Annotated in this window: 22 protein-coding genes and 1 pseudogene; 6 read left to right on the top strand and 17 right to left on the bottom strand. The window is 62.4% G+C overall.

Annotation, left to right across the window (positions count from 1 at the left end; translation table 11 throughout):
* The first annotated feature begins 155 nt into the window (after positions 1-155).
* Positions 156-635, top strand: coding sequence for an N-acetyltransferase family protein (locus ACLEJU_RS12905; protein ID WP_435424304.1), 480 nt, complete (start codon positions 156-158; stop codon positions 633-635).
* Positions 636-663: 28 nt separating this feature from the next.
* Here ACLEJU_RS12905 and ACLEJU_RS12900 read toward each other — a convergent pair.
* A pseudogene (locus ACLEJU_RS12900) lies at positions 664-792 on the bottom strand (addiction module antidote protein); the annotation flags it as partial.
* Positions 793-999: 207 nt separating this feature from the next.
* Here ACLEJU_RS12900 and ACLEJU_RS12895 point away from each other — a divergent pair.
* Positions 1000-1890 carry a bestrophin family protein gene (locus ACLEJU_RS12895; RefSeq protein ID WP_435424303.1) on the top strand — a complete coding sequence of 297 codons (891 nt, stop codon included), beginning with the start codon at positions 1000-1002 and terminating at the stop codon, positions 1888-1890.
* Positions 1891-1920: 30 nt separating this feature from the next.
* Here the strand turns inward: ACLEJU_RS12895 and phnE are convergent, their stop codons facing one another.
* From phnE to ACLEJU_RS12875, 4 genes are read right to left on the bottom strand one after another with little or no spacing between them, the layout of a single operon-like run.
* Complete coding sequence (phnE, locus tag ACLEJU_RS12890) at positions 1921-2688, bottom strand: phosphonate ABC transporter, permease protein PhnE (protein ID WP_435424302.1); 768 nt, start codon at positions 2686-2688, stop codon at positions 1921-1923.
* Positions 2685-3512 carry a PhnE/PtxC family ABC transporter permease gene (locus tag ACLEJU_RS12885; protein ID WP_435424301.1) on the bottom strand — a complete coding sequence of 276 codons (828 nt, stop codon included), beginning with the start codon at positions 3510-3512 and terminating at the stop codon, positions 2685-2687. Before ACLEJU_RS12885 ends, phnE begins: the two co-directional genes overlap by 4 nt.
* On the bottom strand, positions 3506-4303 hold the full coding sequence (locus tag ACLEJU_RS12880) for a phosphonate ABC transporter ATP-binding protein (RefSeq protein WP_435424300.1): 798 nt from the start codon (positions 4301-4303) through the stop codon (positions 3506-3508). The genes ACLEJU_RS12885 and ACLEJU_RS12880 overlap by 7 nt, the downstream gene beginning before the upstream one ends.
* Complete coding sequence (locus tag ACLEJU_RS12875) at positions 4300-5154, bottom strand: putative selenate ABC transporter substrate-binding protein (protein ID WP_435424299.1); 855 nt, start codon at positions 5152-5154, stop codon at positions 4300-4302. The genes ACLEJU_RS12880 and ACLEJU_RS12875 overlap by 4 nt, the downstream gene beginning before the upstream one ends.
* A gap of 130 nt (positions 5155-5284) precedes the next feature.
* On the opposite strand from ACLEJU_RS12875, the gene selD reads away from it, so the two are divergent.
* Positions 5285-6319, top strand: coding sequence for a selenide, water dikinase SelD (selD, locus tag ACLEJU_RS12870; RefSeq protein WP_435424298.1), 1035 nt, complete (start codon positions 5285-5287; stop codon positions 6317-6319).
* A complete protein-coding gene (mnmH, locus tag ACLEJU_RS12865) occupies positions 6319-7419 on the top strand; it encodes a tRNA 2-selenouridine(34) synthase MnmH (RefSeq protein ID WP_435424297.1) in 1101 nt (366 codons plus the stop codon). Before selD ends, mnmH begins: the two co-directional genes overlap by 1 nt.
* A gap of 148 nt (positions 7420-7567) precedes the next feature.
* On the opposite strand, the gene ACLEJU_RS12860 is transcribed toward mnmH, so the two are convergent.
* The 12 genes from ACLEJU_RS12860 to hmpA all read right to left on the bottom strand — a co-directional run bounded on the left by ACLEJU_RS12860 (position 7568) and on the right by hmpA (position 19055).
* Positions 7568-7948 (bottom strand): lysozyme inhibitor LprI family protein, encoded by a 381-nt coding sequence (locus ACLEJU_RS12860; RefSeq protein WP_435424296.1) that lies wholly within the window; start codon positions 7946-7948, stop codon positions 7568-7570.
* Positions 7949-7959: 11 nt separating this feature from the next.
* Positions 7960-8517, bottom strand: coding sequence for a hypothetical protein (locus ACLEJU_RS12855; RefSeq protein ID WP_435424295.1), 558 nt, complete (start codon positions 8515-8517; stop codon positions 7960-7962).
* A complete protein-coding gene (locus ACLEJU_RS12850; RefSeq protein WP_103445639.1) occupies positions 8514-9077 on the bottom strand; it encodes a GNAT family N-acetyltransferase in 564 nt (187 codons plus the stop codon). The genes ACLEJU_RS12855 and ACLEJU_RS12850 overlap by 4 nt, the downstream gene beginning before the upstream one ends.
* 495 nt (positions 9078-9572) lie before the next feature.
* Positions 9573-9956, bottom strand: coding sequence for a YkgJ family cysteine cluster protein (locus ACLEJU_RS12845; RefSeq protein ID WP_079229671.1), 384 nt, complete (start codon positions 9954-9956; stop codon positions 9573-9575).
* A 151-nt stretch (positions 9957-10107) separates the two neighbouring features.
* Positions 10108-11316, bottom strand: coding sequence for an alanine transaminase (gene alaC / locus ACLEJU_RS12840; RefSeq protein WP_054887540.1), 1209 nt, complete (start codon positions 11314-11316; stop codon positions 10108-10110).
* Between the two features lie 336 nt (positions 11317-11652).
* Complete coding sequence (gene cyoE, locus ACLEJU_RS12835; RefSeq protein ID WP_110638487.1) at positions 11653-12540, bottom strand: heme o synthase; 888 nt, start codon at positions 12538-12540, stop codon at positions 11653-11655.
* 11 nt (positions 12541-12551) lie between these two features.
* Positions 12552-12884, bottom strand: a complete 333-nt coding sequence (gene cyoD, locus ACLEJU_RS12830; RefSeq protein ID WP_103445642.1) for a cytochrome o ubiquinol oxidase subunit IV — start codon at positions 12882-12884, stop codon at positions 12552-12554.
* The gene (gene cyoC, locus ACLEJU_RS12825) at positions 12884-13507 is read right to left on the bottom strand and encodes a cytochrome o ubiquinol oxidase subunit III (protein WP_027920308.1); all 624 of its coding nucleotides are present in this window, start codon (positions 13505-13507) and stop codon (positions 12884-12886) included. Before cyoC ends, cyoD begins: the two co-directional genes overlap by 1 nt.
* A gap of 3 nt (positions 13508-13510) precedes the next feature.
* Entirely contained in the window at positions 13511-15529 is a 2019-nt protein-coding gene (gene cyoB / locus ACLEJU_RS12820) for a cytochrome o ubiquinol oxidase subunit I (protein WP_027920309.1), read from the bottom strand.
* A gap of 3 nt (positions 15530-15532) precedes the next feature.
* Positions 15533-16468 carry a ubiquinol oxidase subunit II gene (cyoA, locus tag ACLEJU_RS12815; protein WP_103445643.1) on the bottom strand — a complete coding sequence of 312 codons (936 nt, stop codon included), beginning with the start codon at positions 16466-16468 and terminating at the stop codon, positions 15533-15535.
* 558 nt (positions 16469-17026) lie between these two features.
* Complete coding sequence (locus ACLEJU_RS12810; protein WP_159412057.1) at positions 17027-17533, bottom strand: disulfide bond formation protein B; 507 nt, start codon at positions 17531-17533, stop codon at positions 17027-17029.
* A gap of 346 nt (positions 17534-17879) precedes the next feature.
* Positions 17880-19055, bottom strand: coding sequence for an NO-inducible flavohemoprotein (gene hmpA, locus ACLEJU_RS12805; protein WP_435424861.1), 1176 nt, complete (start codon positions 19053-19055; stop codon positions 17880-17882).
* Between the two features lie 155 nt (positions 19056-19210).
* On the opposite strand from hmpA, the gene norR reads away from it, so the two are divergent.
* Both norR and ACLEJU_RS12795 read left to right on the top strand, forming a co-directional pair.
* Positions 19211-20764: a nitric oxide reductase transcriptional regulator NorR gene (gene norR / locus ACLEJU_RS12800; RefSeq protein ID WP_435424860.1), complete on the top strand. Its 1554-nt coding sequence runs from the start codon at positions 19211-19213 to the stop codon at positions 20762-20764.
* A gap of 138 nt (positions 20765-20902) precedes the next feature.
* The coding region (locus tag ACLEJU_RS12795; RefSeq protein WP_440776682.1) for an Ig-like domain-containing protein at positions 20903-22171 on the top strand (1269 nt) is incomplete at its 3' end.

Below are 22171 nucleotides of genomic sequence, written 5' to 3'. Positions count from 1 at the left end.
ACTTTCAATGCACCGGACAGGCTGCGCGGCGGAATAGTGCCCGGCGGTTCGGCGACGAAGGCATTGTGCCATCACTTATTTCAGGGCACCAAACCTGGCGGACGAAATGCCGATTATGATGGTACGGCCTTTACACTCATGCAAAAGGACCTGCCATGCAGCTTGCCCACCGCCCCGTTCATCCTGGTGACATCCCGGCCATCTGCTGCTTCCCGCAAGGCCCGGATGAGCTGTTCTACATGTTCCCCAAGGCCGCCTACCCGCTGACCCCCGAGCAACTGAGCGATGCCATCGCCCAGCGCAGCGGTTCGACCGTGGTCGAAGGCGACGGGCTGGTACTCGGTTTCGCCAACTTCTACAAAGCCGAGCACGGCGGTATCTGCGCCCTCGGCAACGTGGTGGTCGCCCCCGCCGCTCGCGGCCAGGGCGTGGCGCGTTACCTGGTGCAATGCATGGTCGACCTGGCCCGCGAGCAGTTCGCGGCGCGGGAGGTCTGGGTATCCTGCTTCAACCACAACACTGCGGGTTTGCTGCTTTATCCACAGCTTGGTTTCGTGCCGTTTGGCATTGAGGAGCGCCAGGCTCCGGATGGCAGGCGGGTGGCGTTGGTGCAGATGAAACAGCAATTGAGTTGATCATGGCATTACGCGACCAGGCTTTGTCGATGTGAAGCCGCGCCCGGGCAAGCTCGGCAGAGTCGCCATCGTTCATTACTTGTATCAGGTACTCCTGGATTGCTGCTTCGCAATCCAGAAGCTTTGCCATGTCGAAAGGAATCAGGTTTCGCTCCATCACAACCCCTGCATAAATGCGCGAAATGAAGAAGCATCGACAGTGCCAGTTCTTTTTTTGACCCTCTAGCCAGCGGCATCCGAAAGCTGTGTAGGCCGTTTCCCGCTTTTAACAACACGTTCAGTAACACCCCAAGACGAACATCACCGAACCATCCCCGCCCCTCGACGTCCCATCCTGCATCCCCGGCTTTTCGAGGCAGCTCGTGTGAAAGACGTCATCGCCCGCAAGTACCGCCTGATCGTGAAGACGTTCGGCTACATCGGCTGGTCGCTGTTCTGGCTGCTGCTCTGGGACGTGCTGGTCACCATCGACTTCATGCTGTTCTTCAACAGCAAGTTCACCCTGCCGCTGATCCCGCTGACCTTGCTAGGTTCGGCGCTGGTGGTGCTGGTGAGCTTTCGCAACAGCAGCGCCTACAACCGCTGGTGGGAAGCGCGCACCTTGTGGGGGGCACTGGTGAACGGTTCGCGCAGCTTCGCCCGGCAGACGCTGACGCTGATCGATGACACCGAGGATGGACTGAATCCGGTCAAGGCGACCTTGTTGCGTCGGCACATCGCCTATGTGAACTGCCTGGCGGCGCACCTGAAGGGTGAAGCCTGCCCGGACGAGCTGATGGCGTTCATCCCGCCGGGGGAGTTCGAGCGGCGTAACCATTCGAACAACTTCGCCAACGATATTCTCAGCGGCTCGGCGGCCTTACTGGCACGGGAATACCAGGCCGGGCGGCTGGACAGCATTCGCCTGGCGCGGCTGGAGTCGACACTGGTGGACCTGTCCAACGCCCAGGGTGGCATGGAACGGATCGCCAATACACCGCTGCCCTACCCCTACGTGTACTTCCCACGGCTGTTCATCACCCTGTTCTGCCTGATCGTGCCGGTGGGGCTGGTGGAATCGCTGGGCTGGTTCACGCCGCTGGCGTCGACGGTGGTCGGGTTCATGCTGCTGGCGATCGAGCGGATCGGGACGGATCTGCAGAGTCCGTTTCGCTTCAGTGAGCATCAGATCCAGATGGATACCATCTGCGAAACCATCGAGCGGAATCTGGAGTCGATGCAGCGGGAAGCTCAGTGTGGGGAGTTGGTATCGTGAATGGGGCTGCTTTGCAGCCCCGGCTATCTGTCAGGCGCGCACATATCGCTGACGCAGCAGATCACTGAAGGCATCAACCAACAACACCAACACCAACATGGCCATGATCACCGTACTGGCCTGGGCCTCCTGGAACAGGCTCAGGGTGGTATAGAGCATCTGCCCCAGCCCCCCTGCCCCGACAAACCCCAGCACACTGGCCATGCGAATGTTGTTCTCCCAGCGGTACAGGCTGTAAGCGAGCAACTGCGGCCACAGGTTCGGCAAGGTCCCGAAACAGAACGCGGCCACCTGCCCCCCACCCTGCAGGCGAATCGCTGCGGCAGGTTCTGCCGGCGCATTCTCCAGCGCCTCGGCGAACAGGCGCCCCAACACCCCGGACGTGTGCAACGCCAGGGCCAAGGTACCGGCATTAGGCCCCAGGCCCGCCGCCAGTACCGTCAAGGCGGCCCACACCAACTCCGGAATGGCCCTCAAGGCATTGAGCAGCAATCGCGCCAGCGATTGCAGCGGCCAACCGAAACGCCCCGCCGCCGGCAGGGCCAACAGCATACCGATGGCCATCGCCAGCAAGGTGCCCAGACCGGACATGGCCAGGGTCTCCATGGCACCCCGTCCTACAGCCTGCAAGTGCTCGCCGGACAAGTCAGGATGCAGGAAGCGAGCGGCATACTCGCCCATCTGCCCTAATCCGCCATCCCCCACCAAGGCATGCAGGTCCAGTTGCAGATAACCGAACGACGCCACCACCGCCACCCCGATGGCAACGATCACCAGCAGGTTGATTACCCGGTTCATGCCAGCCTCCCGCGCAGGAAGCGGCTCAGCAGGTCGGCCAGCAGTACCAGGCCGAGGAACGCCAGCAGCATGCTCGCCACTTCGCCCCCGGCAAACATGCGCATCGACAGGTCGATCTGCTGCCCCAGCCCGCCGGCGCCGACAAAGCCCATCACCACCGACGCGCGCACGGCACATTCCCAGCGGTAGACGGTATAGGACACCACTTCCGCCGACGCACTGGGCAAGATGCCGTAGAAGAACGCCGCCAACCGACCGCTGCCGGCCTGCAGCAAGGCATGCGCCGGGCGCTGGTCGACCGATTCGAAGATTTCCGCGTAGACCTTGCCGAGCATGCCGCTGTAGGTGATGGCGATGGCCAGCACCCCGGCTGTCGGCCCCAGGCCAACAGCCCGCACGAACAGCAGCGCCCAGACAATCTCCGGCACGCTGCGCAGGAATATCAGCAAGCCGCGCACTGGCAGGCGCAACAAGCGCGACCACGGCCCAGCCCGGCCACCCCGGGAGGCAGCGCGCAGGGACAGCGCACGGCTGGCCAGCAGGCTGGTCGGGACCGCCAGCACCAGTGCCAGGGCCATGCCGGCTGTCGCCACCGCCAAGGTCTGCAAGGTGGACTCGTATAGCAACTTGAGGAATTCGGCACTGTGCGCCGGCGGCCAGAAGGCGCTGGTGAAGCTGGCGATCTGCTGCCGGTTCTCCGCCTGCAGCAATACGCCAGGGTTAAGTTCGCTCAATTGCAGGCCAGGCCACAGCACGGCCAACGCCAGCAAGGTCAGCAGCAACCGCGGCAACGCAGCCGGGTCGCGCGTGTCGGCCTTCAGCATCGTGGAATCTGCACGGTCAGGGTCGGCCCCTGGGCTTGCACAGGCGAGCCCAGTTGCTCGTTGGCGTACAACGCATCCAGCAACTGCTCGGTTACCGCCTCGGCCGGGCAGTCGAACGCCACCTGCCCTTCACGAATACCAATCACCCGCGGAAAGTGCGCCAGCGCCAGGTCCACCGCATGCAGGCTTGCCACCAGGGTCACGCCATTGGCCACGGCATGGCGATTGAGCAATGCAAGGCTATGATCGGCCAGCACCGGGTCCATGGCCGACACCGGCTCGTCGGTCAACAGCACTTCCGGGCGCTGATACAACGCCCGGGCGATGCCGACCCGCTGCAACTGCCCACCGGACAACTGCCCGCACTGGACGAACAGCTTGTCGGCCAGGCCTAGCTCGGCCAAGGCCTGACGCGCCCCCGGCACATCAGTCGGATACACCAGGTTGAGCAGGCCACGCAGCAGGCCCCACTGCCCCAGGCGCCCCGCGAGTACGGCCGTCACCACCCGCTGGCGCGGAGGAAGCGGCGGAGCCTGGTGCACCAGGCCAATCCGCGCACGCAGGCGCTGGCGCGCCCCGGCAGACAGCGCCCAGGGCTGCTCACCGAACAGTTCCAGATGCCCGCTGCTGGGCTGCACGGCGGTGGCCATCAGGTGCAGCAGGCTGGACTTGCCGGCGCCCGAAGGGCCGATGATCGCCACCCGCTCACCCTTGGCGATGCTCAGGCTGACAGCCTCGAGCGCGCGGACCTGCCCGTGGCGCAGGCCAGCGCCGTGTACATGAATAGTCACTTGAGCAGGCCGGCCTCACGTGCGGCTTGCTCGGTGCCCGCATAGTTTTCAGGCTTGGTCTCGATGAAGCGGCTGGCCGCCTGCAGATCGAGGATCGCCTTGTGCTCCGGGTTGGCCGGGTCGAGGTCGAGGAAGGCCTTCTTGATTTTCTCTTTCAGCGCCGGGTCCATGTTGCCGCGCACGGTCCAGTTGTAGTCGTAGTAGGCTGGCGTGGTAGCGAACACCTTGACCTTGCTGGTATCGACCTTGCCGGCATCGACCAGCTTCTGCCAGACGCTGGCATTGAGCACACCGCCATCGACCTTGCCCGCCTGTACCCAGGCAACGGTGGCGTCGTGGGCACCGGAGTAGGCCACGCGGCTGAAATAGCTCTCAGGCTTGATGTTGTCTTCCTTGAGCATGAAGTAGCGCGGCATCAGGCTGCCCGAGGTGGACGAGATGGAACCGAAGGCGAACGACTTGCCCTTGAGGTCGGCCAGGCTTTTCACGGCCGGGTTGGCGGTAATGAACTTGGAGGTGAACTGGGCGTCCTGCTCACGCTGCACCAGCGGCGTGGCGGTCGGGTCCTTCAGGTGCACCTGGACGAAGGTGAAACCACCCAGCCAGGCCATGTCCAGGCGGTTGCTGGCCAGCGACTCTACCACCGCCGGGTAGTCGGCCACCGGCACGAACTTCACCTCCATGCCCAGCTGTTTGGACAGGTACTTGCCCAATGGCTCGAACTTGCGCAGCAGTTCGGTCGGCGCTTCGTCGGGGATGGCACTGACCCGCAGGATGTCAGCAGCCTGGGCAACTACGGCACAGCAGGACAGCACGAGGCCGGCGGCGAGCGCCAGGGGGCGTTTGAGCATGGGAATTCTCCGGGTCAATTGCAGGCAAAGGTCGGCATGCGCGCCGACCGTGGGAAGTATAAGAGGCGCAGGCGCAAAGGCCAGCTTTGCTACAATCGGCGCAACAAATTGACCCCTTTGCGAGGTACACATGAGCGAGCCGATTCGCCTCACCCAGTACAGCCACGGTGCCGGCTGTGGCTGCAAGATCTCCCCGAAGGTGCTGGATGTGATCCTCGCCGAAAGCGGCGCCCAGGCCCTGGACCCGAAGTTGTGGGTCGGCAATGCCTCGCGTGACGACGCCGCCGTGTATGCCCTGGATGACGAGCGCGGGGTGGTATCGACCACCGACTTTTTCATGCCGATCGTCGATGACCCGTACGACTTCGGGCGCATCGCCGCCACCAATGCCATCAGCGACATCTACGCCATGGGCGGCGACCCGCTGATGGCAATCGCCATCCTCGGCTGGCCGGTCAACGTGCTGCCACCGGAAGTCGCCCGCGAAGTGATCCGCGGCGGCCGCGCCGTGTGCGCCGAAGCCGGCATCCCGCTGGCCGGCGGCCACTCCATCGACGCACCCGAGCCGATCTTCGGCCTGGCGGTCACCGGCGTGGTCAGCAAGCGCCATCTCAAGCGCAATGACACCGCCACTGCAGGCTGCCGCCTGTACCTGACCAAGCCATTGGGCATCGGTATCCTCACCACCGCCGAGAAGAAGGCCAAGCTGCGCGAGCAGGACCAGGGCCTGGCACGCGACTGGATGTGCACCCTGAATACCCCGGGCAGCCGCTTTGGCAAGCTCGATGGGGTCAAGGCAATGACCGACGTTACCGGCTTCGGCCTGCTCGGCCACCTGGTGGAGCTGGCAGAAGGCAGCGGCCTGACGGCGGAGCTGGACTACGCCGCCGTGCCACGCCTGCCGAGCGTCGACCATTACCTGGCCGAAGGCTGCATTCCTGGGGGCACACTGCGCAATTACGACAGCTACGGGCACAAGCTCGGCGCCTTGAGCGACGAGCAGAAGCACCTGCTGTGCGACCCGCAGACCAGTGGCGGCCTGCTGGTTGCCGTTACCCCTGAAGGCGAAGCCGAGTTCCTGGCAGTGGCAGGCGAACTGGGGCTGAATCTGTCGCCAATCGGCCTGCTGGTCGAGCGACAGAGCCATGCGGTCGAGGTGAACTGATGCGCCCCGACTGCACCGACTTCCGCCAGCTGTTCCTCGACGACGCGCCGATGATGGACATGCGCGCACCGATCGAATTCGTCAAAGGCGCCTTCCCCGGCACCGTCAACCTGCCGCTGATGACCGACCAGGAGCGGCAAAAGGTCGGCACCTGCTACAAGCAGCAGGGCCAGGCCGCCGCCATCACCCTCGGTCACCAGCTGGTCAGTGGCGCGACCAAGCGCGAGCGTCTGCATGCCTGGGCCAGCTTCGCCAAGGCCCACCCTGATGGTTACCTGTACTGCGCCCGTGGCGGCCTGCGCTCGCTGATCGTGCAGCAGTGGCTGCGCGACGAGGCCGGCATCAACTACCCGCGCATCAAGGGCGGCTACAAGGCCATGCGTACCTTCCTGTTGGAAACCACTCAGCAGGCCGTCGAGCAATGCGATTTCGTGCTGGTCGGCGGCCTCACCGGCACCGGCAAGACCGAAGTGCTGCACCAGCTGAACAACGTCCTCGACCTCGAAGGCCACGCCAACCATCGCGGCTCCAGTTTCGGCAAGCGCGCCACCGGCCAGCCGGCGCAGATCGACTTCGAGAACAAGCTGGCCGTCGACGTGCTGAAGAAGCGTGCCCGCGGCATAGAACAATTCGTGCTGGAAGATGAAGGCCGGATCGTCGGCAGTTGCTCGGTGCCGCTGGAGCTGTACCAAGGCATGCAGCAGTACCCGATGGTGTGGCTGGAGGACAGTTTCGAGAATCGCGTCGAGCGCATCCTGCGCGATTACGTGATCAACCTGTGCGCAGAATTCGTCGCCGTGCATGGCGAAGAGCAAGGTCGCCGGCTGTATGCCGAACGCCTGCTGCAGAGCATGGCCAATATCCGCAAGCGTCTTGGTGGAGAGCGCTTCCAGCGCTTGTCAGCGATCCTCGGTGAGGCGCTGGACGAGCAACTGCGCAGTGGCGCGGTGGGCCTGCACCGGGGCTGGATCGAAGGATTACTCAAGGAATACTACGACCCGATGTACGCCTACCAGCGTGATGCCAAGGCCGAGCGGATCGAGTTTGCCGGGGATGGCGTGGAAGTGCGCGAGTACCTCAAGGCCCGAGCCCGACGCTGATCGAAACGCGCCCTTGTAGGAGCGGCCTTGTGTCGCGAAAGGGTTGCGAAGCAGCCTTAGGGTTTCAGCGCAGATGCACACATCGCTGGGGGCCGCTTTGCGGCCCTTTCGCGACACAAGGCCGCTCCTACAGTCCCCATCAATCCCTTCACATCCCGGGGCTGAGCACCCGCTCCAGCTCCGCCGACCGTTCGCGGGTCATGTTCAGCACACACATGCCGCCTTCCAGCTGCGCCATGGTCCCGCCACTGGCCTGCACATGGAACTTGCAGTTGGCATCACGGTAGGCGATCCACTGCCGCTGCACATCACGCAGGCTCTTCTGCGGCCCCGATTCGAGCTTGCTCGTCAGCTGTTTGTAGACCCGGTTCAGGCGCTGGTCCTGAAGTTGGGTCTCTGTCTGGATGCAACTGCTCATGGCCAGCGTGCTGGAGGCTTTGTCCATGCACTGGCTGTAGGCCGGCGAGTTGTCGTCAGCCAGCGCCACCGGCGCGAAGAAGGCAAGTAGCATCAGGTATCGCTTGTTCATCACAAACCCCTTCATAACGTTTGTACCGGCTCCGGCGGCATCAGCACCTTGCCCGGCTCGAATTGCAGCGCTGGCATCTGGGTCGCCGCGTAGGCGGTCACGGCCAGTGCCGCAATCAGGGCGACATCCAGCCAGTTCCAGCCCGGCACATTGTCACTGCTGCGTGCGGTCCAGCATTGCCAGGCCTGGCCCACGCAGAACACCGAGATCGCTGCTAGCCACAGGTAGAAGCCCACGCCGAAACCGGTACGGTTGGTGAATTCATAGCTGATGTTGTCTGGCAGGCGTTCGATGCCGAAGCTGGTGGCCGCCAGGTATAACGCGCCCAGCCCAAGCAGCAACGCCAGCCGACGAAAGCGTCGATGGCAAAGGATGGCCACCGCCAGCAGCGGATTGGCGAACCACTGGAACATGCCGAAGGGAATACCCCAAGGGCCGTACAGGAACATCTGCAGCGCCGGCATGTGCCGGCCAGCACTCATTTGGGCGCCATCGAAGGCCAGGCTGAGGAGGTACAGGGCAAGGCTCAGGGTCAGGTAGAGGGCCGGTAAGCGGGCGCCCAGGGTCATGCGACTGGCGGCTCCAGCAGCAGGCCGTAGATGCCTGAATCAGTCAGCTCACCCGCCACGCACCAGCGCGCCCGCAACGTGCCTTCAAGGACGAAGCCCTGGCGTTCGAGGGTGCGGGCCGAGCCCTGATTGCGTGGGTCGATCTCGCCTTCGAGGCGGCGCATGTGCAGGGTATGGGCAATGTAGTCGATGAAGCAGGTCAGCGCTTCGTCCATGTAGCCCCTGCCCTGCACCGCGCTGGCCAAGCAGTAGCCGATCTCGCCGCGGCGCGAGACATCGTCGATGTTGAACAGCTGGACCATGCCGATCAGTTCGCCATTGTCGCGGCGGTACATGCCGAGCTTGAGCTGGTCGCCATTGGTATAGGCTTCGCGGTCGGCGGCCAGGGCGCTTTCGGCTTCGGCCAGGTCTTGCCAGGGCGCATGGTGCCAGTAACGCATGACCTCGGGGTCGGCCATGATCGTCAGCCACTGCTCAGCGTCGGCATGGCGCATCGGCCGAAGCTGCAGGCGCGGGCTGTCGAGGCAGAGGTCAGTCGGGAAACTGCGGGGTGGGGTCACGCCGGATCTCCTGTCCATTGCTGGGGAGATGACAGTTTAACGTCATGTGACCGGTTCGAGCATCCCGGGGCTGCTTTGCAGCCCATCGCCGGCAAGCGCAGCTCCCACAGGAGTGTCACAAGCCTGAGGCTTGCGCTGTACCTGAGGGAGCCGCGCTTGCCGGCGATGGGCCGCAAAGCGGCTCCAAAAACTATCAGGGCAACCGCCTCAATCCTTCTCACAGATTAGGGTGGCAGCCGTGCGCGAGGTGAGAAGCCCGTGTTGGAGACATCACGGTCAGACCGAAGCCTGCACGCGCACAGCTGCCAGAAAAATGGCCGTCTACCAACAACGAGTTCTCACACTCGCTCGCCAATGTGGGCGAGCCATGAAGTTATCGCTGAAGCGGTTCCCTGCCTATCAGACGGCATCCGACAGAGGCCGTAGGATAAATCGCCAACCCTGCCCTGCTGAAGCATTTGGTTTCAGATTCAGATTTTTTCTACAGCTGATGGCTCAGGCCACCTCGGCCCCATCATCCGGCCAATGCGGCTCGTTGGCCCCCGGCGGGGTCAGTGGCGGCAGCCCATAGGCCGCCCGCGCATCGTCACAGCTGGGGTTATGTACCCCACCTTCCCACGACGCCTCGAACTCACGGCACGGGCTGGAACGGTTGGCGTAGATGGTGCACGCCACCTCGGTACCGATTTCGCCCTGCAGGCTCACGCAGCGACAAGGCTTGGCGTCGGTGCCGATCATGGCAACGCGGGTGGGGTTGATCTGTACCACCAGGTCATCCGGCACAAGGCCGCCGGCAGACTGGCATTCGCCCCAGAAGAAGGACACACGGAAGTACCCGCAGCAGGCGCCGCAGTCAAGGCAAGGGTTGTATTCGGACATGATGGCACGGAAGGAAGGTTGTTGTTATCGGGGCTGGGCCCGCGCGCCATTTGTAATCGAAGCCAGGTCGGCTGAGAAGAGGGGCAATGCAAAAATAGTTTGCCGTTGATCCGGCAGGCCCGAGCCCGCCGAAGCGGGCCCGGGTGAAGCGTTATTTCTGGGTCAGGCCATCGGCCCGGAACATCTGGCGGATACCGCGGATCGCCTGGCGAATGCGGTCCTGGTTCTCGATCAAGGCAAAGCGCACATGGTCGTCGCCATAGTCACCAAAACCGATGCCCGGCGACACGCAGACCTTGGCCTCGGCCAGCAGTTTCTTGGCGAACTCCAGCGAACCCAGGTGCGCATATTGCTCCGGAATCTTCGCCCACACGTACATCGACGCCTTGGGGTTCTCGACCATCCAGCCCAGTTCGTGCAGGCCCTTGACCAGCAGATTGCGACGCTGGCGGTACTGCTCGGCGATGTCACGCACGCACTGCTGGTCGCCTTCCAGCGCGGCGATTGCAGCCACCTGCAGCGGGGTGAAGGTGCCGTAGTCGTGGTAGCTCTTGATCCGTGCCAGGGCGCTGACCAGTTCGGGGTTCCCGACCATGAAGCCGATCCGCCAGCCGGCCATGTTGTAGCTCTTGGACAGGGTGAAGAACTCCACCGCGATGTCCTTGGCGCCCGGTACCTGCATGATCGACGGGGCCTTCCAGCCGTCGTAGACGATGTCGGCGTAGGCCAGGTCGTGCACCACCAGCACGTCGTACTGCTTGGCCAGCGCCACCACGCGCTCGAAGAAGTCCAGCTCCACGCACTGAGCGGTGGGGTTGGACGGGAAGCCGAGGATCATCATCTTCGGCTTGGGGATCGACTCGCGAATCGCCCGCTCCAGCTCGTTGAAGAAGTCTACCCCTGGCACCAGTGGTACCGATCGCACCTGGGCACCGGCGATCACGGCACCGTAGATGTGAATCGGGTAGCTCGGGTTGGGCACCAGCACGGTGTCGCCGTGGTCGAGGGTGCCGAGCATCAGGTGCGCCAGGCCCTCTTTCGAGCCGATGGTGACGATGGCTTCGCTTTCCGGGTCGATGTCGACCTCGTAGCGTTCCTTGTACCAGTTGGAGATAGCCCGGCGCAGGCGCGGGATACCGCGGGAGGTGGAGTAACCATGGGTGTCATCACGCTGGGCGACCTGCACCAGCTTCTCGACGATGTGCGGCGGGGTCGCGCCATCAGGGTTGCCCATGCTCAGGTCGATGATGTCCTCGCCACGGCGGCGGGCAGCCATCTTGAGCTCGGCAGTGATGTTGAAGACGTAAGGGGGAAGACGATCGATGCGCGCGAAGCGGCGCGGCGAACCTGGATTGGCCATGGTTTCCTCTGGAGACGTAAGCGCCCGGAACCGTCCGAGCGACGCTGGCCGCTGCGGCGGCCTGAATCAGAAGATAGTGCCGAAACAGGATGCCTGTAAAGGATAATTTCCTGTTTTGTTAAGACTTTTCAGATTTATCGCTTGAAAATCAGAGTTTTATGTTTTCAGGCCAGGCCTCTTCGCGGGCACGCCCGCTCCCACAAGTACCGCACTATCCCACGGCATGTGCATAACCCTGTGGGAGCGGGCGTGCCCGCGAAGAAGCCAACGCAAAAATCACAGGCATAAAAAAACCCGGCGCAATGGCCGGGTTCTTTAGTGAAGCACTCGCCTCGATCAGCGCGCGTAGGTCATCAGCACGTCTGCAGCGGTCTGGCTGTCCACACCCATCATCACGCTCAGGGCAGTGACAGTGAGGATGGAGAAGCCGAACACCTTGCGGGCCCACTTGCTGTCATCCTCGGCCTTGTAGCCACCCCAGGCCATGTACAGCCAGTACAGACCCATGGCTGCCGCCACGGCCAGGTAGCCGAGGCCGGCGTAACCGCCGAGGGTAAGCATCAAGGTAGCGAGCAGGAACGCCAGCACGTACAGCACGATCTGCTTCTTCGCTGCGAGGACACCACGAGCCACCGGCAGGACCGGAATGTTGGCAGCGCTGTAATCCTTGAAGCGGAAGATCGCGATGGCAAAGCTGTGCGGCATCTGCCACAGGCTGAACATCACCAGCAGGGTCACTGCAGCCAGGTCGAAGCTGTTGCTCACGGCGCAGTAGCCGATCACCGGAGGCATGGCACCGGACAGGCTGCCGACCAAGGTGCCGTGCACCGATTTGCGCTTCAGCCAGAGGCTGTAGAAACCGACGTAGACGATGAAGCCGATCAGCGCACAGAACGCCGACAGCGGGTTGGCCTGGACATACAGCAAGCTGAAGCCCGCCACCCCGAGGAGGGTGGCGTAGACCAGCGCGAGGGTCAGCGACATGCCGCCCTGGACCATGACGCGGTTCTTGGTGCGCTCCATCTTGTGGTCGATGTCACGGTCGATGCAGTTGTTGAACACGCATCCGGACGCCACCACCAGCGAAGTACCGATCACCACCGCCAGGAACAGGGCGAAGTCCACATGGCCCTTCGAGGCAAGGAAGAAACCGCCTGCCACGGAAAGCACGTTACCGAAAATGATCCCCGGTTTGGTGATTTGGATAAAGTGCTTAACGGACATGCAGTCTTACCTCACTTGGCCATCATTTCGAAGTGGATGCTGAACATGATCCACAGCGACAGGCCGACCAGCAGAGCGATTACCATCGCGGTGAACAGGAACGTCGACACATTGGAACGTTGCTCTTTCGAGCGGTCCATGTGCAGGAAGTACACGAGGTGTACCACTACCTGAATCACGGCCATGGCCACGATGATCAGAACGGTCAGGTTCTTCGGCAGGCTTGGCGACATGGCCAGGCCGAACGGGATCGCGGTCAGGATGATCGACAGGATGAAGCCGATCATGTACGACTTGACGCTGCCGTGGTTACCTTCGTGATGAGTGTCGTGTGCGTTAGCCATTACAGAACTCCCAGCAGGTAGACGACGGTGAATACGCAGATCCAGACCACGTCAAGGAAGTGCCAGAACAGGCTCAGGCAGCTCATGCGGGTCTTGGCGGTCGGCGTGATGCCGTGCTTGTTGATCTGGTACATCATGATTGCCATCCAGATCAGGCCGGCGGTCACGTGCAGACCGTGGGTACCTACCAGGGCGAAGAAGCCCGACAGGAAGCCACTGCGGGTCGGGCCGAAGCCCTCGCCGATCAGGTGATGGAATTCATAGATTTCCATCGCGATGAAGCCTGCACCGAACAGGAAGGTCACAGCCAACCAGCCCAGTACGCCCGCTTTCTTGCCGTCGAACATCTTCAGCATGGCGAAGCCGAAGGTGATCGAGGACAGCAGCAGGAACAGCGTTTCTACAGCTACGAAGTCGAGCTGGAAGATGTCGTGACCCGACGGGCCGCCGGCAAAACTGCCGGACAGCACCGCGTAGGTGGCGAAGAGCGACGCAAACAGGATGCAGTCGGTCATCAGGTACAGCCAGAAACCGAGGACGGTCATCTGGCCCGAGTCGTGGTGGTGGTCATCGTGAGCATGGTCATGACCATGCGCGCCACCGTGGATTACTTGACTGGACATTGATTACACCCGTTCAAACGATTCGACACGTGCGCCGGCAGGCAGAGCACCTGCTTTGGCCAGCGCCTTCAGACGCTCGCCTTCGATGCGCGCCACTTCTTCGGCCGGAACCATGTAGCCCTGGTCGTCACGCGCAGCGTGGCGAACGAAGACCGCGATGGTTGCCAGCAGGCTCGCGCCAACCAGCCACCAGATGTGCCAGATGAAAGCGAAGCCGAAGACAGTCAGGAACATACCCATGAACAGACCGGTAGCGGTGTTGTTCGGCATGTGGATCGCTTCGTACTTGCCCGGCACCTTGTAGGCAACACCGGCTTCCTTGGCTTCGTTCCAGCAGTCCAGGCCAACTTTCTCTGGCATGTGGGCGAAGTTGTAGAACGGAGGTGGCGACGAGGTCGACCATTCCAGGGTACGGCCGCCCCATGGGTCGCCGGTCACGTCCAGGTTCTGCTCGCGATCGCGGATCGAAACGACGATCTGGATCAGCTGGCAGGCGATACCGAACAGGATCAGCACGGCGCCGACAACGGCTACGTACAGGTAGGGTTCCCACAGTGGGTTGTCGGAGTGGTTCAGACGACGGGTCATGCCCATGAAGCCCAGGGCGTACAGCGGCATGAACGCTACGTAGAAGCCGGAGATCCAGAACCAGAAGGCAGCTTTGCCCCACTTCTCGTTCAGCTTGAAGCCGAACGCTTTTGGCCACCAGTAGGCGAAGCCGGCGATGTAGCCGAATACCGCACCACCAATGATCACGTTGTGGAAGTGAGCGATTACGAACAGGCTGTTGTGCAGTACGAAGTCAGCACCTGGAACAGCCAGCAGAACGCCAGTCATGCCACCGATCGAGAAGGTGATCATGAAGCCCAGGGTCCACAGCATTGGCGCGGTGAAGCGCACACGGCCCTGGTACATGGTGAACAGCCAGTTGAACAGTTTCACACCGGTCGGAATGGAGATCAGCATCGTCGCCAGGCCGAAGAAGGTGTTGACGCTGGCGCCGGCACCCATGGTGAAGAAGTGGTGCAGCCATACAGCGAAGCCCAGAACGGCGATGGCGCCCGATGCGTAGATCATCGAGTGGTGGCCGAACAGACGCTTGCCGGAGAAGGTCGAAGTCACTTCCGAGAACACGCCGAAGGCCGGCAGGATCAGGATGTATACCTCAGGGTGACCCCACGCCCAGAACAGGTTGACGTACATCATCGGGTTCCCACCAAGCTCGTTGGTGAAAATGTGGAAGTCCAGATAACGGTCAACAGTCAGCAGTGCGAGTGCAGCGGTCAGGATCGGGAACGAAGCCACGATCAGCACGTTGGCCCAGGTGCAGGTCCAGGTGAAGATCGGCATGTCCATCAGCTTCATGCCAGGTGCGCGCATCTTCATCACGGTGACGAGGAAGTTCACACCGGTCAGTGTCGTACCCAAGCCTGAGAGCTGTAGCGCCCAGATGTAGTAGTCGACACCCACCCCAGGGCTGTACTGAATGCCCGCGAGCGGCGGATAGGCAACCCAGCCGGTCTTGGCGAATTCACCAACGCCCAGCGAGATGTTGACCAGCAGCACGCCTGCCAGCAGCAGGTAGAAGCTCAGGGAGTTCAGGAACGGGAAGGCAACGTCACGTGCACCGATCTGCAGGGGAACCGCGAGGTTCATCAGGCCGGTGAAGAACGGCATCGCCATGAAGATGATCATGATCACACCGTGAGCGGTGAAGATCTGGTCATAGTGTTCAGGCGGCAGGTAGCCTTCGGAGCCACCGGTAGCGGCAGCCAGCTGGGTACGCATCATGATGGCGTCGGCAAAGCCGCGCAGCAGCATGACCATCGCGACGACGATGTACATCACGCCGATCTTTTTGTGGTCGACAGTAGTCAGCCACTCGGTCCACAAGTAGGTCCACTTGCGGAAATAGGTGATAGCACCAACGACAGCAATACCCCCGAGCGCGATCATGGCAAGCGTCACCATGACTATCGGCTCGTGGAAGGGTATCGCCTCCAGGGTTAATTTACCGAACATCTCTTACTCCTCTGCACCGGCAGCTGGTTGCACACTCGACTCGGTGGTGGCCAGATCTTTGCTGCCTGCTTCTTCGTGGACCGGCTTGCCGCGGTTCATACCTTCGTACTTGTCGACGATGGTCTGGAACAGTTCAGCAGGTGCCTCGCTGTACAGCGCGACTGGGTTGTATTCGCTAGGTTTGGCCAGTGCTTCGTACTCGGCCTTGCCCAGTTTCAGCGGCGACTGCTTGACCTCGGCGACCCATTTGTCGAAGTCTTCCTGAGAGGTCGCATTAGCCTTGAATTTCATGCCGGTGAAGCCAGCACCGCTGTAGTTGGCGCTGATACCGTCGAAGACGCCATTTTCGTTGGCGATCAGGTGCAGCTTGGTGGTCATGCCCGCCATCGCGTAGATCTGGCCACCCAGGCCCGGGATGAAGAACGAGTTCATCACGGCGTCGGAGGTGACGCGGAAGTTCACCGGGACGTTAGCCGGGAAGTTGATCTGGTTGACGGTGGCAATGCCTTGCTCTGGGTAGATGAACAGCCACTTCCAGTCCAGCGCGACCACGTCGATCTGGATCGGCTTCACGTCGGAATCCAGCGGACGGTATGGGTCCAGCTTGTGGGTCGACTTGTAGGTGACGTAGCCCAGGGCGATGATGATGATGATCGGGATGATCCACACCGCGAGTTCGATCTTGGTCGAGTGCGACCAGTCTGGGGTGTAGGTGGCAGCCTTGTTGGAAGCACGGTACTTCCAGGCGAACGCCACGGTCATGATGATGACCGGAATCACCACCAGCAGCATCAGGCCGGTAGCGATCAGGATCAGGTTCTTTTGCTCAATGCCGACCTGACCTTTCGGGTCGAGCAGGGTCCAGTTGCACCCACTGAGTAAAAGCATGCCTAAAAAGGGCAATATGCCAAACAGTCTGGGGTAACGCTTTTTACTCATCTCACGACCTCTAGATCAGCTTGCTTCAATGCAATTTGTGTTTTGGTAGCCAACACTTCGTCCTGCCAAGTGCGGCATTTCGCGCCCGTACTCGCTCCTGCCCGGGTCCGACTGCAGGACCTTGGCGCAAAGCGTGTTAGCGGTGCTTATGGTTTCGTAGGCAACAGGCCTGTACTTCAGACCAAGTCCATTTGGTGCGGGAAAACGCGGAGGGGGGTCCGCCCGGTATCGCCGTTGGGCGAAACTTGACGAAGTCAGCAAAAAGGAGCGCTGGGGCTTCCTTCAATCCTGCGACTCGCAAGCAGTGCCGAACGGAAATTGGGGGCGATTGTAGATAGGTCGCCAACCCTTGACTATGACTTATTGAGCAACAGTCCTTTACGGAATCCGTAACAATCCAGCTCGACAAATCAACTTCGCGACAGTTTGTCGCACCCCGCTTGCTAGCCCTGGAACCCGCATTTCGCAAGGCTTCGAGGTTGATCTGGATCAAGCGGGGGAGGACTTTTCACTCTTCTCATCCGGTGCAAAAGACCACACCGAATTCGGGACTTATGTCTAAGACTGGCGCCGGTTGCGGTAGATGCCGAACGGTACCAGGATGGCCGTCAGGACGAACGCCACCAGCGCCCACTGCGCCAGTGACAAGCCGAGGATCGGCGGGTACGGCGTGCTGCAGAAGCCGTCGACCTGAAACGCCAGTGGCCAGAGCTTGGCCAGGGGCAGGTCGTCGACGATCGGTTGCAGGGTATCGATGCCGCAACTGACCATGGGGTTGGCGAGTATATACACATGGTTGCCAGCCGCAACGATTCCGCCAATGGCACTGAGCACCACCAGGCCCTCGAACAGGGTCAGGCTGCGGCGCCCGGGCATGGCAGCGGCAATGAACGCGAAGAGGGCGATAAAGAGCAAGGCATAGCGTTGCAGGATGCACAGTGGGCAAGGTGCCTCGCCCAGTACCACCTGCATGTACAGCGCACCGCCGATCAGGGCGAGGCAGATCACCCCCAGCAGCACCAGAAAACGCCGTTCGCGATTCAGGCGCGATGTTTGTTCGTTCATTGCCGATTCCTTCGATGGATAGGTGGCAGCGTGGTCCGCCCGCCTGAGTGCAATTCTACACGCAGGCATGGCCCATTAGCGTGCGAGGGGGCGGCGAGACAGCACTGCGCAGGGCTATCCGGAGACTCTGTGACCGGCTGCAGCAACGTCGGTTCAACGTCGGCCGGTAAAAAAGCGGCTGCCCGGGTGCCGCGCAGGGGCAAGCCCCTCGACACCCGGGAGTGAAGGATACAGTGATTAAAGGAGGATTAAAGATGAAAGGTGCCCAAGGCACCTTTCACCTTTCTTTATATATAGGCAGAAAAATATTCGCCTGCACCGGCCCTTTCGTGGGGCAAGCCCGCTCCTACAGGGCTGCCGCCGGCCCGAAGAACTCGTAGCGACTCTGCTGCTCCGGCACACCCAGGCCCTTCAACTGGCGCTTGACCGCCGCCATGAAGCCCTTGGGCCCAAGGAAGTAGGCATCCACGTCACGCCCGTGCGGCAGCCACTCGCCCAGCAGTTCCTCGCTCAGCAGGCCCACAGCATCGGCGGCAGCACCACCTTCCGGCTCGGCATAGCAGTAGAAACGCTTGAGCTGCGGATGGCGCTCGGCCAGGCCGTCGACCCAGTCGCGGAACGCATGCACGGCTCCGTTACGCGCGCAGTGGATGAAATGCACCTCACGTTGGGTTTGCAGTGCGGCTTCAAGCATCGCCAGGGTTGGGGTAATGCCCACACCACCGCTGATCAGCACCAGCGGCTTGTCGCTGGCCGCCAGGGTGAAGTCACCCGCAGGCGGGAAGAGCTGCAGGGTGTCGCCCACCACCAGCTCATCGTGCAGGTAGTTGGAGACCTTGCCGCCCTCCTCGCGCTTGACGCTGATGCGGTATTGCTGGCCGTCGCACAGGGCCGACAGCGAATAGTTGCGCCGCTGCTCGACACCGTCGATGAACAGCTGCAGGCCGATGTACTGGCCAGGCTCGGCCTTGAGTACCGGCTGGCCATCCACCGGGGCGAAGTAGAACGAGGTGATCTCGCTGCTTTCCTGCTCGCGACGGGCCAGGCGGAATTCGCGAGTGCCACGCCAGCCGCCGGTAGCCTCTTCTTTCTGTTTGTAGAGGCTTTCCTCGGCGCCGATCAGGATGTCGGCCAGCTGGCCGTAGGCAGCGGCCCAGGCAGCGATGACTTCAGGGGTGGCGATTTCCTTGCCCAGCACTTCTTCGATGGCGCGCAGCAGGCAGCTGCCGACGATCGGGTAGTGCTCCGGCAAAATCTGCAGGGCAACGTGTTTGTTGATGATCTGGCCGACCAGGCCACCCAACTGCTCCAGCTGGTCGATGTGACGGGCATACATCAGCACGCCATTGGCCAGAGCGCGTGGCTGGTCGCCGCTGGCCTGGTGGGCCTGGTTGAACAGCGGGCGAACCTCTGGGTACTCGCTGAGCATCATCTTGTAGAAGTGGGTGGTCAGCGCCTCACCACCGGTTTCCAGCAGAGGGACAGTGGCTTTGATGATTGCACGTTGTTCGGCATTGAGCATTTGCGACAACTCCTGAGCCTGAGGCTTCAAATGGTTGCCCTTGTTATTACAGCAATCATGCCAACTTTTTTCTCCAATGAAATCAGGGTATTGACGCCGATCATGTCAAATCGACCTGCCCGAGCGTATAGTCAAAACGACTAACAGGAGTCCATATGACTACAAAGCCGTTGCTCACCACCCTGCTGCCCCTGGTCAGCGACTTGTCCCGCGACTTGCCCGACCAGGAACGCTACCGCCGCCTGCTGCAGGCCATGCGCGGGCTGTTGCCCTGCGATGCTGCCGCGCTGCTACGCCTGGATGGTGAATGGCTGGTGCCGCTGGCGGTCGATGGGCTTTCGCCCGATACCCTGGGCCGTCGCTTCAAGGTCAGTGAGCACCCGCGCTTCCAGATCCTGCTCAGCCGCCCGGAGCCGACACGCTTTGCCAGCGACTCCGAGCTGCCCGACCCTTACGATGGCCTGGTCAATGCACCTGACGCCGACCTTGAGGTGCACGACTGCATGGGTTGCCCACTGATGGTCGACGAGCGCCCGTGGGGCCTGGTTACCCTCGACGCCCTGACCCCCGGCCAGTTCCAGAGCCTGGAGCTGGAAGCCCTGCAAGCCTTCGCCAGCCTGGCCGCCGCCACCGTGACCGTGGCCGAGCGCATCGAGCACCTGGCCCTGCGCGCCGAGGACGAGCACCACCGCGCCGAGATCTACCGCCAGGCCAGCGGCCAGGACAAGGAGCTGATCGGCCAGAGCCCGGCGCACAAGCGCCTGCTCGAAGAAATACGCCTGGTGGGCGGCAGCGAGCTGACCGTGTTGATCACTGGCGAAACTGGTGTGGGCAAGGAATTGGTGGCCATGGCCCTGCACCAGGCCAGCAACCGCGCCGACAAACCCCTGGTCAGCCTCAACTGTGCAGCCCTCCCCGACACCCTGGTGGAAAGCGAACTGTTCGGCCATGTGCGTGGCGCATTCACAGGCGCCCATGGCGAACGCCGCGGCAAGTTCGAGTTGGCCAACGGCGGTACGTTGTTCCTCGATGAAGTGGGCGAATTGCCGTTGAGCGTGCAAGCCAAGCTGTTGCGTGTGCTGCAGAGCGGCCAGCTGCAGCGCCTGGGCTCGGACCGCGAACACCGCGTCGATGTGCGCCTGATCGCCGCCACCAACCGCGACCTGGCCGCCGAGGTGCGCACAGGCAACTACCGCGCCGACTTCTACCACCGCCTCAGCGTGTATCCGCTACAGGTGCCGCCGTTACGCGAACGTGGGCGCGATGTGCTGCTTCTTGCCGGCTATTTCCTCGAACAGAACCGATCGCGCCTTGGCTTGAACAGCCTTCGGCTGAGCAGTGAAGCGCAAGCAGCTCTGTTGGCATATGACTGGCCGGGGAACGTACGCGAACTCGAACACCTGATCGGTCGCTCGGCCCTCAAGGCCATGGGCCAACACCCGGAGCGCCCACGCATCCTCACACTGGAAGCCAGCGACCTTGACCTGCGAGCCGCCCAGCCAGCCACGGCAGTGCCTCTTGCCCATGCCACGCCTGCAGCCCTGACGGTACCCGTCGGCGGCCTACGCGAAGCACTGGATGATTACCAACGCCAGATGATCGATGCCTGCCTGCAACGTCATCAGGACAACTGGGCCGCAGCAGCCCGCGAGCTGGGCCTGGACCGTGCCAATCTGAGCCGCCTGGCTCGTCGCCTGGGGCTTCGCTGACCCCCGCATTCACTAAAGGACTATCCGGAAAGCCATCTGGTGGCAATCTGCTGGACTGCTATATCTCCCTAATCTCCGGTTACACGGCCATGGGTCGCGAATGCGCCCCTGTGTACCGAAATCCAGCAGGGAGCACTCATGGACAACATCGTCGTCGCCGACAAGCAATCCGCCGTAGCCACCCAGAATGCCTGGGGCAACATCACCCTCAACAGCCCAGGCGTGGTGCAGATGCCCGTCGCTCCCGACCAGGTGGCCACCGTCACCCGGCGCGGCCAGGACCTGATTGTCACGCTCAAATCCGGAGAAAAGGTCACCGTCGGCAATTTCTTTGCCGTGGACCAGGCAGGTGTTGGCAGCGACATGGTGTTCGTTGGCGAAGACGGCACTTTGTGGCACGCCAACTATGATGCGACGGCGTTCACTGGCTTCACCTTTGACGAAGTGGCCTCGCTTGACGAGCTGGTGGCCGGTATCGGCGTCGCTGGCGCCGGCACCTCGACCTTCGCCATCGCCGGCCTCAGCCTGCTCGGTGTCGGCGGCGTAGCCGCAGCGGCCAACAACAGCAGTGGTGGCGGAGGTGGCGGCAGTGCGCCCGGCGACACCACACCACCCGCCACGCCCATCGACCTTCTGGTTTCGCCTGACGGCCTGCGCCTGAGCGGGCGCGGTGAAGCGGGTGCCGCGGTGAAGGTGTTCGACGCCGCAGGCAACCTGATCGGCAGCGGCACGGTGAATGCCGACGGCAGCTTCAATGTCGCCTTGAACACCCCTCAGGCCAACGGTGAAAACCTCGGCGTCACCCTGACCGATCCCGCGGGTAACGCGTCGCAGCCTGGTGCAGTAACCGCACCGGACACCACCGCACCAACCGCACCGACAGAGCTGGCAATCAACGCGCAAGGCAACACCCTCACCGGCAGCGCCGAACCCGGCTCGACCGTGCAGGTACTCGGCCCCAACGGCGCTGTTCTGGGGAGTGCGGTAGCCGGTGCCGACGGCCAGTTCAGCGTCACCTTGCAGCCGCCGCAGACCGACGGCCAAGCCTTGCAGGTCACGGTCACCGACCCTGCCGGTAACATGTCCAGCGCCACCACCATCAGCGCACCGGACGATGGTATCGGCAATCCCCCCGACACCACGCCCCCAGACGCCCCGACCGGCCTTGTGATCAGCCAGGCCGGTCAGCAGCTCAGCGGCCGCGGCGAGGTCGGCGCCAGCGTGCAGGTGCGCGATGCCCAGGGCAACCTGATTGCCAGTGGTACGGTCGGGGCCGATGGCAACTTCCAGATCACCCTGAACCCGGCAGTGAACGATGGCAGCAGTGTTCAGGTGACCCTCACCGACGCAGCCGGTAACGTTTCGCAACCGGGCTCGGTCACCTCGCCCGACCTGCAACCCCCGGCG

The organism is Pseudomonas sp. SMN11 (assembly GCF_052041945.1).
In the GTDB taxonomy this organism is placed as follows: domain Bacteria; phylum Pseudomonadota; class Gammaproteobacteria; order Pseudomonadales; family Pseudomonadaceae; genus Aquipseudomonas.
This window is presented reverse-complemented; position numbering and strand designations above follow the sequence as displayed.